At 67.2% G+C, this 14,315-nt stretch carries 14 protein-coding genes and 1 pseudogene; 9 read left to right on the top strand and 6 right to left on the bottom strand.

Annotation, left to right across the window (positions count from 1 at the left end):
- The first annotated feature begins 20 nt into the window (after positions 1-20).
- From KF796_00630 to KF796_00620, 3 genes are read left to right on the top strand one after another with little or no spacing between them, the layout of a single operon-like run.
- Complete coding sequence (locus KF796_00630) at positions 21-359, top strand: type II toxin-antitoxin system RelE/ParE family toxin (GenBank protein ID MBX3585117.1); 339 nt, start codon at positions 21-23, stop codon at positions 357-359.
- Positions 356-652 carry an XRE family transcriptional regulator gene (locus KF796_00625; protein ID MBX3585116.1) on the top strand — a complete coding sequence of 99 codons (297 nt, stop codon included), beginning with the start codon at positions 356-358 and terminating at the stop codon, positions 650-652. Before KF796_00630 ends, KF796_00625 begins: the two co-directional genes overlap by 4 nt.
- The gene (locus KF796_00620; GenBank protein ID MBX3585115.1) at positions 653-1,624 is read left to right on the top strand and encodes a hypothetical protein; all 972 of its coding nucleotides are present in this window, start codon (positions 653-655) and stop codon (positions 1,622-1,624) included.
- Between the two features lie 75 nt (positions 1,625-1,699).
- On the opposite strand, the pseudogene KF796_00615 reads toward KF796_00620, so the two are convergent.
- Positions 1,700-1,915, bottom strand: a pseudogene (locus KF796_00615) (hypothetical protein).
- Between the two features lie 311 nt (positions 1,916-2,226).
- Here KF796_00615 and KF796_00610 point away from each other — a divergent pair.
- Together KF796_00610 and KF796_00605 are read left to right on the top strand one after the other, a co-directional pair.
- Positions 2,227-2,601 carry a GIY-YIG nuclease family protein gene (locus tag KF796_00610; protein ID MBX3585114.1) on the top strand — a complete coding sequence of 125 codons (375 nt, stop codon included), beginning with the start codon at positions 2,227-2,229 and terminating at the stop codon, positions 2,599-2,601.
- Complete coding sequence (locus KF796_00605; protein ID MBX3585113.1) at positions 2,598-3,035, top strand: MarR family transcriptional regulator; 438 nt, start codon at positions 2,598-2,600, stop codon at positions 3,033-3,035. Before KF796_00610 ends, KF796_00605 begins: the two co-directional genes overlap by 4 nt.
- An 80-nt stretch (positions 3,036-3,115) precedes the next feature.
- Here the strand turns inward: KF796_00605 and KF796_00600 are convergent, their stop codons facing one another.
- The 3 genes from KF796_00600 to KF796_00590 form a co-directional block, all read right to left on the bottom strand.
- On the bottom strand, positions 3,116-5,320 hold the full coding sequence (locus tag KF796_00600; protein MBX3585112.1) for a malate synthase G: 2,205 nt from the start codon (positions 5,318-5,320) through the stop codon (positions 3,116-3,118).
- Positions 5,321-5,337: 17 nt separating this feature from the next.
- Positions 5,338-6,021, bottom strand: a complete 684-nt coding sequence (locus tag KF796_00595; GenBank protein MBX3585111.1) for a haloacid dehalogenase type II — start codon at positions 6,019-6,021, stop codon at positions 5,338-5,340.
- A gap of 109 nt (positions 6,022-6,130) precedes the next feature.
- A complete protein-coding gene (locus KF796_00590) occupies positions 6,131-6,589 on the bottom strand; it encodes a LapA family protein (protein ID MBX3585110.1) in 459 nt (152 codons plus the stop codon).
- A gap of 107 nt (positions 6,590-6,696) precedes the next feature.
- On the opposite strand from KF796_00590, the gene KF796_00585 reads away from it, so the two are divergent.
- Both KF796_00585 and KF796_00580 read left to right on the top strand, forming a co-directional pair.
- On the top strand, positions 6,697-7,290 hold the full coding sequence (locus KF796_00585; protein MBX3585109.1) for a TRAP transporter small permease subunit: 594 nt from the start codon (positions 6,697-6,699) through the stop codon (positions 7,288-7,290).
- The gene (locus tag KF796_00580) at positions 7,287-9,008 is read left to right on the top strand and encodes a TRAP transporter large permease subunit (GenBank protein ID MBX3585108.1); all 1,722 of its coding nucleotides are present in this window, start codon (positions 7,287-7,289) and stop codon (positions 9,006-9,008) included. The genes KF796_00585 and KF796_00580 overlap by 4 nt, the downstream gene beginning before the upstream one ends.
- Here the strand turns inward: KF796_00580 and KF796_00575 are convergent.
- Both KF796_00575 and KF796_00570 read right to left on the bottom strand, forming a co-directional pair.
- Positions 8,999-11,287, bottom strand: a complete 2,289-nt coding sequence (locus KF796_00575) for a hypothetical protein (protein ID MBX3585107.1) — start codon at positions 11,285-11,287, stop codon at positions 8,999-9,001. The genes KF796_00580 and KF796_00575 overlap by 10 nt on opposite strands.
- 64 nt (positions 11,288-11,351) lie before the next feature.
- Positions 11,352-12,101: a helix-turn-helix domain-containing protein gene (locus KF796_00570; protein ID MBX3585106.1), complete on the bottom strand. Its 750-nt coding sequence runs from the start codon at positions 12,099-12,101 to the stop codon at positions 11,352-11,354.
- Positions 12,102-12,186: 85 nt separating this feature from the next.
- Between KF796_00570 and KF796_00565 the strand changes: the two genes are divergently transcribed.
- Together KF796_00565 and KF796_00560 are read left to right on the top strand one after the other, a co-directional pair.
- A complete protein-coding gene (locus tag KF796_00565; GenBank protein ID MBX3585105.1) occupies positions 12,187-13,128 on the top strand; it encodes a hydroxymethylglutaryl-CoA lyase in 942 nt (313 codons plus the stop codon).
- Entirely contained in the window at positions 13,121-14,311 is a 1,191-nt protein-coding gene (locus KF796_00560; GenBank protein MBX3585104.1) for a CoA transferase, read from the top strand. Before KF796_00565 ends, KF796_00560 begins: the two co-directional genes overlap by 8 nt.
- The last annotated feature ends 4 nt before the right edge of the window (positions 14,312-14,315 follow it).

Raw genomic sequence — 14,315 nt, 5'->3', positions numbered from 1 at the left:
AAATATTGTATCATTGACGAATGAAGGATGTTGAGTTTGTTGGCACTTCGCTGGATGACTTGCGGCAATTTCCCCTGTCCGCGCGTCGAGCCATGGGGCACCAGATAGATCGCATCCAGAACGGCCTGGATCCTGCGGACTGGAAGCCCATGTCCGGCATCGGCGTGGGGGTGCGGGAAATCAGGGTGCGTGACCAAACGGGCGCCTGGCGGGTGATCTACATCACCAGGCTTCCAGAGGCGGTGTATGTCCTGCATTGTTTCCAGAAGAAGACTCAAAAGACGCCCAAATTTGAAATTGAATTGGCCGTCGCCAGGCTTGGCGAATTGATGACCCGCAGAGCAAGGAGATCGAAATGAACAAACCAGCAGCCAAGGCACCGCGGTTCCCCAGTGTGTGGGACGCCATCGAAGACACTCCAAGCGAAGCTGCGCACATGAAGGCGCGCAGCGAACTGATGATGGCCATCGCCGAACACATTCGCAAAAATGACCTGACCCAGGCCGAGGCCGCCAAGCTGTTTGGCGTCACCCAGCCCCGGGTGTCTGATCTGGTGCGCGGCAAGATGGACCTGTTCTCCATCGACACGCTGGTGCAAATGCTCGCTTCAGCGGGAATGCGGGTGGAGATGAAGTTGAAGAAGGTGGCTTGAATGACCTGCCCCGTTTGTGACTACCGGGATGCCGTGGTGACCCCCGGGGCTGAGAATGATTACGAGGTGGGCTGCGAGCAATGCGGGTCATTTCGCATGACGCACGAAGCCAGGGTCAATGCTCGAGCCGTCGCGGATGACTTGCGGTGGAAGGTGTCCGCGTGGATCTGTCAGTACCTGGGCGACGGTCTCCTCACGGCGGAACTGCTGGACCAGGCGGCCGCTTCCACCCCACCCGGGGTGGTCCAGCGTGCCCACCGGATGCTTTCATGGATTGCAATTCGCTATTCACCTGGAAAGAGTTTTGGGGTTGAGGAACTGGGGAGAGGGCAGCGCGAGAACCGGCCGGCCTTCGAGGGGAGTGGCGTATCGCCCAGCGCGTTGGTATTGATTGCCAGCAATTTGATGCCAACCGGGTGGAATCGGGACCTGGACGAAATGCGATACATGGTGACCGAGGTCCTGTGCAACGAGCTGGGTTGGCTGGCAAGCCAGAACAATTGGGACTATCAGGTGGCGCCCAAGGGGTTGATGCGCCTTGAGACAGCCCCTTCAATAGAGTCCAGCATTGCTTTCTGTGCCATGTGGTTTGACAAGCGCGTCGAGTCACTGTGGTTTGAGGTGATCGACCCTGCGATTCGTTTGTCGGGTTATGAGCCCCTGAAAATTGATATCGCTCCGCACAACGAAAAAATTGACGACAAGATCATCGCGTCCATTCGCTCCGCGCGGTTTGTCGTGGCCGACTTTACTGGCAATCGAGGCGGCGTGTACTACGAGGCTGGTTTTGCTCACGGATTGGGGCTGCCGGTCATTTTCATGTGCCAAGAAGGCGAGACCCTCCATTTCGACGTGCGCCAGTACAACTGCATTTTCTGGACTGCAGACAAGTTGGAGGAGGCAAGGGACCGGCTGGTGAATCGGATTCGCGCCACCCTTGGGCAGGGGCCTTTGAAAGTTCCGTCGAAATAGTCCGAATGCGCCGTTTCTCCGGAGCTTTCAAGCCAAACAGGCCTGGAGTCCAGAGCTGGTGGCCACTTCTTGCTATCAAAACACGAGCGACTCCACGATCTGATGCCTCAAGCACCCGCGCCCGGCGCCGCCACGGGGGCGCGGTGCGTACTTGTCGCCCACTTCCTCGCGCAGCGGGTGGGTGTCGTAGACGGTGTGCATGGACCCGATCAGGTCGCTGCCGCCGCCTCCGCGCGTCCGCATAGTCCCGAGAAAGGGTGAGTTGACCTCGCCATCGGGTTCAAAGGCGGCTGGCTGAGCTGCAGGACGCGTCATGGGCCGTGGTCGCGTCGGCGCTCAGCGGCCCGGTCAATGCGCTGCATGAAGCCTTTGCGGTGCGCCAGATGCGGCCGCCGTGCGTGGAGGTGGCCTGCCCCGACTATGCGACCCTGCTGTGGCTGGTGGCGCGCACCGACCTGCTTTGCGTGTTGCCGCCCCCGTCCCGCTGGAAACGACCGGCCGCGTGGCCAAGGGGTCGGCGAGGCAAGATTGTTTTGCCCGGGTATATTGCAATTCTAATTTAACCCGGGCAAAATATGGACATGACTTCTTCCACACCCCGGATGGGCCCTGCGCCTTCCCCGTCAGCCCGCCGCGCCCTGACCCGGCACTACAAGGAGACGCGCCGGCCCGCCGGCGTGTTCACGATCACCAACCGGGTGAACGGCCGCGTCTATGTGGACGGCAGCCTCAACCTGGACGGCACGATGAACCGCCACCGCTTCGAGCTGAACTTGCGCTCGCACCGCAACCGGCGCCTGCAGCAGGACTGGCTCGCGCACGGCGCCGACAACTTCGTCTTTGCCGTGGTCGACCGGATCAAGGAGCGGGACGATCCGCTGTTTGACTACCGGGCCGAGCTCGAGAGCCTGCTGGCCCTGTGGCGCGAGGAGATTCCCTGCCAGGGTGAGCGTGGCTACAACGGGGCCGCGCCATGACGCCTGACGTGCCTGACGCACTCGACGCGTGCCTGTCACTGAGCCAGGCCTGCGCGCGCCTGCAATTGCGGCTGGAGGATGATCTGGGCGGGTTCCATGGCCTGGACTTTCCCGATTTCATCCTGCTGTACCGGCTCGGGCACGCGCCCGATGGCCGCCTGCCCCTGACCGAGCTGGCACCGGCGCTGGGCCTGAAGCTTTCGGCGCTGACACGAAAGCTGGTCCAGCTTGAGAAGGTGGGCCTGGCCGTGCGCGAAGGCGGCGTGGGCGGTGATGGCCGCCGCCAGGCCTGCATCAGGCCCGCCGGCAAAAGGCTGATGCAGGAGGCCGAGGTCACCGCCCGGGCCGTGTGCACGGTGGCCCTCGGGCGGGGCCCGGAAGCCGATCTCACCTCACAGGCACTCCAGCAGCTTCAAGGGTGCCTGCGCGGGTGAGTTGCAAGCCAAAAAGCCCTGGAGTCCAGAGCTGGCGGCCACTGTGCGCTATCAAAACCGGAGCAAAACGCTCCGCTTGATCAGGCCGCCCCCGCCTTCACCTTCAGCCGCCAGGCGTGCAGCAGCGGCTCGGTGTAGCCGCTGGGCTGGCTCAGGCCCTTGAACACCAGGTCGCAGGCGGCCTTGTAAGCCGCCGAGCTGCCGAAGTGGCCGGCCATGGGCTGGTACAGCGGGTCGCCGGCGTTCTGGCCGTCCACCACGGCGGCCATGCGTTCAAAGGTTTCCTTCACCTGGGCCTCGGTCACCACACCGTGGTGCAGCCAGTTGGCCATGTGCTGGCTGCTGATGCGCAGCGTGGCGCGGTCTTCCATCAGGCCCACGTTGTGGATGTCGGGCACCTTGGAGCAGCCCACGCCCTGGTCGATCCAGCGCACCACATAGCCCAGGATGCCCTGGGCGTTGTTGTCCAGCTCCTGCTGGCGTTCGGCCGGGGTCCACCTGGCCTCGGTCACCACGGGGATCTGCAGCAGGTCCTGCAGGATGGCGTCGCGCGTGGCCTGCGGGTCGGCCGCGGCGTCGGCCTTTTCCATCTCGGCCTGAAGCTGCGCCACATTGACCTGGTGGTAGTGCAGCGCGTGCAGCGTGGCGCCGGTGGGGCTGGGCACCCAGGCGGTGTTGGCGCCGGCCCGGGGGTGGGCAATCTTCTGCTCGAGCATGGCGGCCATGAGGTCGGGCATGGCCCACATGCCCTTGCCGATCTGGGCCTTGCCGCGCAGGCCGCAGCCCAGGCCCACCAGCACGTTGTTCTTTTCGTAGGCGGCAATCCAGGCGCTGGCCTTCATGTCGCCCTTGCGGAACATCGGGCCGGCCTGCATGGCGGTGTGCATCTCGTCGCCGGTGCGGTCCAGGAAGCCGGTATTGATGAAGGCCACGCGGCTGCTCGCGGCGGCAATGCAGGCCTTGAGGTTGACGCTGGTGCGGCGCTCTTCGTCCATGATGCCGAGCTTGACGGTGCTGTCGGGCAGGCCCAGCAGCTTCTCGACGCGGCTGAACAGCTCGGCGGCAAAGGCCACCTCGGCCGGGCCGTGCATCTTGGGCTTGACGATGTAGACGCTGCCCTTGCGGCTGTTGCGGATGCCGTTCTGGCCATGGCCCTGCAGGTCGTGCAGCGCGATGGTGGTGGTGATGACGGCATCCATGATGCCCTCGGGGATTTCCTTGCCGTCGCCGTAGAGGATGGCCGGATTGGTCATCAGGTGGCCCACGTTGCGCAGGAACATGAGCGAGCGGCCATGCAGCTTGACGGGCTGGCCGTCCTTGCCGGTGTAGACGCGGTCGGCGTTCAGGCCGCGCGTGAAGGTCTTGCCGCCCTTGGCCACTTGCTCGGTCAGCGTGCCCTTGAGGATGCCCAGCCAGTTGCCATAGGCCAGCACCTTGTCCTGCGCATCCACCACGGCCACCGAGTCTTCGAGGTCCAGGATGGTGGACAGCGCGGCTTCCATCACCACGTCGCTCACGCCCGCCGCGTCGGTCTGGCCGATGGGCGTGCTGCGGTCGATCTGGATGTCCATGTGGATGCCGTTGTGGCGCAGCAGCACCGACGAAGGCGCGGCCGCATCGCCCTGGTAGCCGATGAAGGCGGCCGGGTCCTTCAGGCCGGTGCTGCCCGACTTGAGCGCCACCACCAGCTGGCCGTTGGCCACGCTGTAGCCGGTGGCGTCGGCGTGCGAACCGCTGGCCAGTGGGGCGGCCTGGTCCAGCGCCTTGCGGGCGTAGGCAATGACCCTGGCGCCGCGCACCGGGTTGTAGCCCTTGCCCTTTTCGGCGCCATCGGTCTCGGCAATGGCGTCGGTGCCGTACAGCGCGTCATACAGCGAACCCCAGCGCGCGTTGGCCGCGTTCAGCGCGTAGCGGGCGTTGAGAATGGGCACCACCAGCTGCGGCCCGGCCTGGACCGCCAGCTCGTCGTCCACGTTGGCGGTGGTCACTTTCACGTCGGCCGGCACGGGCACGAGGTAGCCAATGGTCTCAAGGAACTTGCGGTAGGCCGCCATGTCCTTGATCGGGCCGGGGTTGGCCTTGTGCCAGGTGTCCAGCTCGGCCTGCAGGCGGTCGCGCTCGGCCAGCAGGGCGATGTTCTTGGGTGCCAGGTCGGCCACGATGGCGTCAAAGCCGGCCCAGAAGGCGGCGCTGTCCACGCCGGTGCCGGGCAGGACCTTCTGCTCGATGAACTGGTGCAGTTCGGTGGCCACTTGCAGGCGATGGACGGGGGTGCGGGCGGTCATGGGGTCACTCCTTCAATTCAAGATTCAAAAAATCCGAGCACGTCGCGCAGGTTGCTGCCGGTGCGGGTGGGCTGGGTGCCGAGCTCTTCAAACGGCAGCTGGTAGCGGTTGACCCACAGCGTGCGATATCCGTACCAGGTGGCGGCCAGCGCGTCCCAGGCGTTGCAGCTCACAAAGGCCATCTGCTTCACGTCCAGGCCGGTGGCCTGGGGGCCCAGCGCGTAGCAGTCAGGGTGGGTCTTGTACTTGCGCAGGCTGTCCACGCTCAGCACATGGTCCAGCAGGTCTTCCAGGCCCGCGCTTTTCACGGCCACGGCCAGCATGTCGGGGTCGCCGTTGCTCAGGATGCCGGTGACCACGCCGCGGCTCTTGAGCGCCTGCAGCACCTCGCGGTTCTCGGGAAAGGCCGAGAGGTGGCGGTACTGGTTCATGAGCTGCTCCTCGCGCGCGGGCGTGAGGTCCAGCGCGAGCTTCTTGCAGGCGTAGCGCAGGCCGGCGCGGGTCAGCGCCCAGAACGGCTGGTAGTGCGCGCCATGGTCGCTGGTGGTGACCAGCCGCGTGTATTCAATCTGCTTGTCGCGCCAGAGCACGCCCAGGGCCTGGCCCTGGCCCGGAAACAGCTGCTCGGCCAGCAGGCCGACGCTGTAGACGTCAAACAGCGTGCCATAGGCGTCAAAAAGGACGGCGCGTGGTTTTTCCATCGCCCGACTTTATTTGATACTTCGCCAGCTATTAAGGCCAAAAAAAGTGATTTATCAGTGACTGAATTGACGCTAATGGCGATTCGCCACGGGGCGGCGCGGGTGGGGTTCAGGGCGTGGAGCCGGGCCCGCTGGCGCGGCTGAGGCGGTCATCCATCTCGGCGATGGCCGCGGACAGGGCGTTGGTGTTGTCGCGCATCTCGGCCTTCAGGGCTTCCTGGGTCTGGTTGAGCTGGCCGGTCAGGCGCTCGAACTCGGCCAGCAGCGTGGTGCGCAGCTCGGTGAAGCGCGAGGCTTCGGCCTGGTCGGCCAGGCTGCGCTGCTGCTGCAGTTCCTTGCCCAGGCGGCGCGACTCCAGCAGCATGCCGGCCTGCCAGAACGCCATGTACAGCGCAAAGGCCAGCGTGAGCAGCATCAGCACGCCCAGCATCAGCAGGCCCAGGGGCGCCTCGAACACGGTGTAGCCCAGGCTCAGGGTGGTGGGCGCGACGAAGGCGCTCCAGTTCAGCGCCGCAAAGGCGGCGAGCAGTGCAATGGCAACAACAACAAGGACGGTACGTAGGCGCATGGTTTTCTCCTGGTTCCCGGGGGAGGGGTGTAGGTCCATGATGCCACCTCGCGGGCCGCGCCGGTTTGTGTTTCAGCGTGAATCCGGGTAGGGTCAGTCCACGCATCATGAAAGACAGTGCGATGGAGCCTTTGCGCCTGATCTCCCGTGCCATTGACGCCCTCAACCGCCGCATCGGGCGGTTCACCGTCTGGTTCATTCTGGCTTCCGTGCTGATCAGCGCGGGCAATGCCAGCATGCGCAAGGCGTTCGGCCTGGCTTCCAATGCCTGGCTGGAGGGCCAGTGGTACCTCTTCGCAGCGGCCTTTCTGCTGGCTTCCGGCTACGTGCTCATGGTGGACGAGCATGTTCGCGTTGACGCCCTGGCGCAGCGCTTTTCACCACGGCTGCGCGCCTGGATCGATGTGCTGGCGCTGGTGCTGGCGGTGCTGCCCCTGTGCGTGCTGATGGTCGGCCTGGGCGCAGAGTACTTCTGGCGCGCCTGGACGGAGGGCGAGCGCTCGTTCAACTCCGACGGCCTGGTGCGCTGGCCGGTGCGCCTGTGCATTCCGCTGGGCTTTGCCTTGCTGGGGCTGCAATCGCTGTCCGAAATCATCAAGCGCATGGAGTTCCTGCAGGGCCGGCGCACCCGGGCCACGACCTGCGAGGCCGATCTGCCCGAATTCATGGGCCCGGCGCCAGTGGGCAGCCCGCGGCCATGAGCGGGCTCTCCGCCATCTTGCCGCCGCTGATGTTCGCGGCCCTGGCGCTGTTCCTGCTGTCGGGCATCCCGGTGGCGTTTGGCCTGGCGGCCTGTGGCCTGAGCTTCGGCCTGTTGGGCATTGAACTGGGCGTGCTGCCACCGGCCCTGTTGCAGGCGTTGCCGCTGAGGGTGTTCGGCATCATGGTGAATGAAAACCTGCTGGCCATCCCGTTTTTCACCTTCATGGGGCTGATCCTGCAGCGCTCGGGCATGGCCGAGGACCTGCTCGAAACCGCAGGCCAGGTGTTTGGACCGGTGCGTGGCGGGCTGGCGCTGGCCGTGGTGTTTGTCGGCGCTTTGCTGGGAGCCACCACCGGTGTGGTGGCGGCGTCGGTCATCTCCATGGGCCTGATCTCGCTGCCCATCATGCTGCGCAACGGCTACAACCCGCGAATGGCCGCTGGCGTGATCACGGCCAGCGGCAGCCTCGCGCAGGTGGTGCCGCCCTCGCTGGTGCTGATCGTGATGGCCGACCAGCTCGGGCGCAGTGTGGGCGACATGTATGCCGCCGTGCTGGTGCCGGCGGCCCTGCTGATCGGCCTGTACGCGCTGCTGGTGGCCGTGTTGGCGTGGACGCGCCCGGGCTGGATGCCCGCCTTGCCCCTGGCCGCGCGTTCATTCCGCGAGGCGTCCGGGCGCAGCGGCCACCGGTCGCTGGGCGTGTTGTGTGCGGTGTCCGCGGCGGCGGGCTGGTGCCTGTTGCAGGCCTACCCGGCGCTGCTGCGCTGGAACGGGCGCGACCTGGCGCCTCCCGCCGATGAGGTGGTGATGGTGGGGCTGGCCGGCGCGGTGCTGTCGGCCTTTGTGCTGGCCCTGCTGGATTCCTGGCTGCGCCTGCACTGGCTGTCGGCCCTGGCGCGCCGGGTGGCCTTTGTGCTGGTGCCGCCGCTGATCCTGATCTTCCTGGTGCTGGGCACGATCTTTCTGGGCGTGGCCTCCCCCACCGAGGGCGGTGCCATGGGCGCGGTGGGTGCGCTGGCCCTGGCCGCGGTGCGGCGCCGCATCACGGTGCGCGAAACCGCGCAGGCACTGTTGTCCACCACCAAGCTGTCCTGCTTTGTGATGTTCATCCTCATCGGTTCCACGGTGTTCAGCCTGACGTTCAATGCGCTGGACGGCACGCTGTGGGTGCAGGGGCTGTTCGAGCATCTGCCCGGTGGCGCGACGGGCTTTCTGGTGGTGGTGACGGCGCTGGTTTTTGTGCTGGGCTTCTTCCTTGATTTTTTCGAGATCGCTTTTGTCCTGTTGCCCCTGCTGGCGCCCATTGCCGAGCGGCTGGGCATTGACCTGGTCTGGTTCGGCGTGCTGGTGGGCATCAATCTGCAGACTTCCTTCATGACGCCGCCATTCGGCTATGCCCTGTTCTACCTGCGCAGCGTGGCGCCCGCCGTGGACACCCTGGACCCGGCGAGCGGGCAACGGCTTGCGCGCGTGTCCACCGGCGACATCTACCTGGGTGCGATGCCCTTCGTGCTGGTTCAACTGGTGGTGATGGCCCTGATCATTGCCTTCCCCGCATTGCTGTTGCGGTATGACGCGGGCCCGCCGCCGCCGAACGCTGCGGTTTTGCAGCAGCAGGTGCGCGACATGGGTGACCTGGCGGAACAGTCCGCCCCCGGTGCGCCTGCAGATCCGTTGCAGCGGTTGCTGGACAGCCTGGCGGCGCCTCAGGAGTGATCCTGGGGCGGACCCGGGTCGTCACTCTCGTGGTCCGGCTCGGCTTCCAGGTCCACATCCTGCGCGGCCAGCACCAACGCGGTGATGGGCAGCTGGGGCAGCGCGTCGTTGATCTCCCAGCCAAAGGGTGAGTAAAAGCGCCCGCCGTGAATGCGAAACGGCATGAATACCATGGCGCTGGCGCGCGAGGTGGCAATGACGGTGGCCTCGTTGTGGTCGGCCGCGAGCACGATCTCGGCCGGGATGCGCACCTTGTCGATCTGCGCTTCCAGCGCGGCGCGCCAGGGCTCGGCCGGTTCGCCGTTCTCGGGCGCGGCAATCAGGCGGATGGTGGCGTGCCGCCATTCGCGGCTGCGCGTCATGAGGTAGGCCAGCATCAGCATCAGCTCGCCCGTGAGGCTGTCGCGCCACCACACGTCAATCACCCGGTCGGCCGCGGGCACGGCCTGCAGCGTGTCCCATTCGGCGGCGTCGGAATCCAGCAGGATCAGGTTGGTGCCCAGGCGGAAGGCCAGCGCCACATGGCGGCCAAAGCCGCCAATGCCCAGCGGCTCGTAGAACGCCGCGTTGGCCTGGGGCCAGTTGGCAATGGCCGTGTTCACGCGCAGTGGCCCCACGCCCGCCGTCTGCACCACCGAGGCCACCATCTGGCTGGTGTCCTCGCCCATCAGCACCAGCGGGAAGGCACTGGAGCCGGCGGCCTTGAGCTCCTCGGTGAGCTGCTCCGACGCCTCCCTGCGCTGGGCCAGGGCGCGCGCGGAGTCGCCCACGATCATGCGCACCACGGTGGTCATGCCGGCGCCGCCTTCCACCCAGTGGGCAAAGCGCAGCACCCGCGCGCGGCGCAGCGGCGAGTCCGAGAACACCAGCAGCTGCGGGCGCCAGGCGCGGGCGTGTTCGGGCTCGGCAGCGGCGGCCAGCAGATGCTCGCGCGCCGCCTGCAGGTGAAAGGCCCGGCGGCCATCGGCCCAGCGCGCGGGCGTCTTGCGGCGCAGCACATAGCGGTAAATGCCGTAGACCACGGCCGTGGCAAAGAACCCGGCCATGGCGTCAATGGCCAGCATGGCCACCAGGCAGGCCCCCGCGCCGGCCAGCGCCAGGCGCCGGTCATACCAGCGGAAGGTGGGGCGAAACGACGGGCTGCCCGAGCGGGCTTCGTAGTAGGTGGCGTAGTTCAGCAGGCCGTACGACACCAGGAAGAACATCGACACCACGCCGGCAATCAGGTCCAGCTCGCCCAGCATCACCACCAGCACCGCCACCACAAAGGTGGGCAGCACGGCGCGACGCGGGTTGCCCGAGGCCTCGTGCACCACCGAGAAGCTGTTGAGCCAGGGAAAGATCTGGTCGCGCGCCAGCGACTGCAGGATGCGCGGCGCGCCCATGAACGAGGCCAGCGCCGATGACAGCGTGGCCGCCATCACGCCCAGGTCCACCAGCGGGCGCAAGGCGGCCAGCTGCTTCATGGCGCCGGTGTCGCGGCGCAGGTCGTCCAGCGGCATGGCCGCGGCAAACAGCACCGCGGCGCCAAAGTACACCACCACCGACAGCGCCACCGCCGCGAACACCCCGCGCGGAATGCTCTGGCTGGGGCGGGCCAGGTCGCCCGACATGCTCACGCCCTGCGTGAAGCCGGTGACGGCGGGGAAAAAGATGGCAAATGCCGCCCAGAACGGCAGGCTGTTGGCCGGCGCGTGCCAGTTGGCCGACAGCAGCCCGGGCGTCCAGCCCCCCAGCGCGCCCCAGACAAACGACGCAATGCCGGCCACCAGCAGCACCATCACCACGTACTGGAAGCGCGTGGCCAGGTCGGCGCCCACCCAGGCCAGCACGCCCAGCAGCACGATGGCGGCCAGCGCCACGGCCCGCAGCGCAAACGGATGCGTCAGGCCGGCCAGCGGGGCCACTGCTTCGGCAAAGCCAATGCAGTAAAAGCCGATCGACACCGCCTGGGCCAGGAACAGCACCAGCCCGATCGCGCCGCCAAAGCCCGGCCCCAGCGTGCGCGAGATCAGGTAGTAGTCTCCCCCGGCCTTGACCCGCAGGTTGGTGGCCACCGCCGCCACCGACAGCGCGGTCAGCACCGAAATGGCATTGGCCGCCGCGATCACCAGCAAAGCGTAGGCCAACCCGGTGCTGCCCACCACAAAGCCCACCCGCAGGAACAGGACGATGCCCAGAATGGTGAGGATGCTCGGCGTGAACACGCCGGCAAAGGTGCCCAGGCCGCCCGGCGGGGCACCGGCACTGGCGTTGGCGGGAGGTACTGGAGGGCTCATGGGGCTCCGGTCAAGGGCAACGCAGGCACATCACTGCGCCGCCCACTGTGCCACAACCGGGGCGTCAGACCTTGCCGCTGAGTTGCCGTGCGGCCGCCAGCACCGGCTGGACATGGCGTTCGTCGTAGCGGTGGGTGGGCATGGTGAGGGTGACGGCGGCGGCAATCCGTGCATCCGCATCGAACACCGGGGCGGAGATGCCCGTGACGCCCGCCAGGCGGTCCCCGCTGGCGGTGAAGAAGCCCCGCTCCCGGATGCCGGCCAGCAGCCGGCGGTCGCGCGCGCCCAGGCCGCTGCGGGGCTTGCCAAAGGCCTGCAGCACGCGGGCGCCGGTGCCGCGTGATGCCGACAACACGTCACCAGCCTTGATGAAGTCACGGATGGGCTGGGGCGAGTCCACGCGGTACAGGCACAGCCGCACCTGTTCGTCGCCTTCCCCGCGCAGCACGTGGTAGGCCGCGCTCTCGCCCGTGGCCTTCATCAGCGCCTGCAGCACCGGCATGACCACCTGGTCCAGCGAGAACGCGGCCGCATGGATGCTGTGCAGCCGCGCCACCTCGGGGCCCAGTGCCCAGCTGCCGCGGTCGGTGCCCGCCTCCAGCCGCTGCACCAGGCCCGCATGGGCGAGCGAAGCCAGCAGCCGCAGCGCCGTGCTCTTGTACAGCCGGGTGCGTTCGGCCAGCTCGGCCAGTGTCAGTGCGGCGTCGCCGGCCCTGAAGGCGCCCAGCAGCGTCAGCGCGCGGTCCACGGCCGCGGTGCCGCCAGGGGCGGCATGGGCCTCGGCCAGGGATGCGGTCTGCGCTTTGCGGGGCATGGGCGGTGGATTTGACAGCGCGGCGGTGTCGCGCCATGATTTCAATAGAAAGAATATCGTTCTATCTTATAGAACACTGTTTGAAATGCAAGACACCCCTGCACCCGCCGTGCTGATCAGTGAGGTCGGTCCCCGTGACGGCCTGCAGTCGGTCCAGGCCACCATGCCCACGGCCCACAAGCTGCGCTGGCTCGACGCCCTGCATGCCGCGGGCCTGCGCGAAATCGAGGTGGCCTCGTTCGTGCCCGCGAAGCTGCTGCCGCAGATGGCCGATGCGGCGCAGGTGGTGCGCCATGCGCTGGGCTTGCCGGGCCTCACGGTGATGGCGCTGGTGCCCAACCTGCGCGGCGCGCAGGCGGCCCTGGCGGCCGGGGTGCACAAGCTCACCATCCCGGTCTCGGCCAGCGCGGCGCACTCGCTGGCCAATGTGCGCAAGACGCGCGAGCAGATGCTGGCCGAGGTGCGCAGCATCGTGGCCCTGCGCAATGAGCTGGCGCCCGGCGTCATGATCGAGGCCGGCATCTCCACGGCCTTCGGCTGCACCCTGCAGGGCGAGGTGGCGGAAGATGACGTGGTCCGGCTCGCGGCGGCGGTGATCCAGGCCGGGGCTGATGAATCGGGCCTGTCCGACACCACCGGCATGGCCAACCCGGCCCAGGTACGGCGCCTGTTCAAGCGCGTGCGCGCCGACATCGGCGAGCACACGGGCGCCGCCCACATGCACAACACCCGGGGCCTGGGCCTGGCCAACTGCCTGGCGGCCTGGGATGTGGGCGTGCGCACCTTCGACAGCTCGCTGGGCGGGCTGGGCGGCTGCCCGTATGCGCCCGGGGCCTCGGGCAATGTGGTGACCGAGGACCTGGTGTTCATGTTCGAGGCCATGGGCGTTCGCACGGGTGTCGACCTGCACAAACTCATGGCCGCGCGGGAGGCCCTGCGGGCCGGGTTGCCGGGCGAGCCGCTGTACGGCATGACGCCCGAGGCCGGGTTGCCCCAGGGCTTTGCGCAGGGGGCCGGCCATGGCTGAGCAGCCACTGCCTTACGCGGGCATCCGCGTCGTCGAGTTCACCCACATGGTCATGGGACCGACCTGCGGCATGGTGCTGGCCGACCTGGGCGCCGAGGTCATCAAGATCGAACCTCCCGGCGGCGACAGCACCCGCCAGCTGCTCGGCTCGGGCGCGGGCTTCTTTGCGCTGTTCAACCGCAACAAGAAAAGCGTGGTGCTCGACCTGCAGACCCCGCAGGGGCGGGAGGCGGCGCTGCGGCTCATTGCCACGGCCGACATCGTGAGCGAGAACTTCAGGCCCGGCACCATGAAAAAGCTGGGGCTGGACTACGCCAGCCTGCGCCAGCTCAATCCGCGCCTGATCTACGTGCGCCACAAGGGCTTCCTGCCCGGGCCCTACGACCACCGCACGGCGCTGGACGAGGTGGTGCAGATGATGGGCGGCCTGGCCTACATGACGGGCCGCCCCGGCGACCCGCTGCGGGCCGGCAGCAGCGTGAACGACATCATGGGCGGCATGTTTGGCGCCATCGGCGCGATGGCGGCCCTGGCCCAGCGCGAAAAGACCGGGCAGGGCCAGGAGGTGCAGAGCGCGCTGTTCGAGAACAATGTGCTGCTGGTGGCGCAGCACATGATGCAGTTCGCGGTCACCGGCAAAGCGGCCGATCCCATGCCCAGCCGGATCTCGGCCTGGGGGGTGTACGACGTGTTCACCGTCAAGGACGGTGGGCAGATCTTTCTTGCGGTGGTCAGCGACACGCAATGGGCGATCTTCTGCGACGCCTTTGGCCTGGACACGCTCAAGGCCGACCCGCGCCTGACCCGCAACAACGACCGCGTGCGGGCCCGCGACTGGCTGATGCCGCTGCTGCGCGCGCACCTTGGCGGCTACGGCACCGCGCAGCTCGGGGCCCTGTTTGAAAAGCATGGCCTGCCCTTTGCCCCCATCACGCGCCCGCAGGAGCTGTTTGACGACCCTCACCTTCTGGCCACACAAGGCCTGGCGCCACTGACCCTGCCCGATGGCCGCGAAACGCGGGTGCCGCTGCTGCCACTGACGCTGGGTGGGGAGCGGCCCGGTGTGCGGCTCAACCCGCCCCGGCTGGGGGAGCACACCCGCGCACTGCTGCGGGATGTGGGCTACGGTCCTGAGCAGATTGAAGCGCTCATTTCAAAGCAATCAATGCCTGAGAAGCCTTGATTTT

It is taken from the genome of Ramlibacter sp. (assembly GCA_019635435.1).
Classification (GTDB): domain Bacteria; phylum Pseudomonadota; class Gammaproteobacteria; order Burkholderiales; family Burkholderiaceae_C; genus JAHBZM01.
The sequence above is the reverse complement of the archived record's forward strand: the minus strand, read 5'-3'. Positions and strand labels throughout refer to the sequence as shown.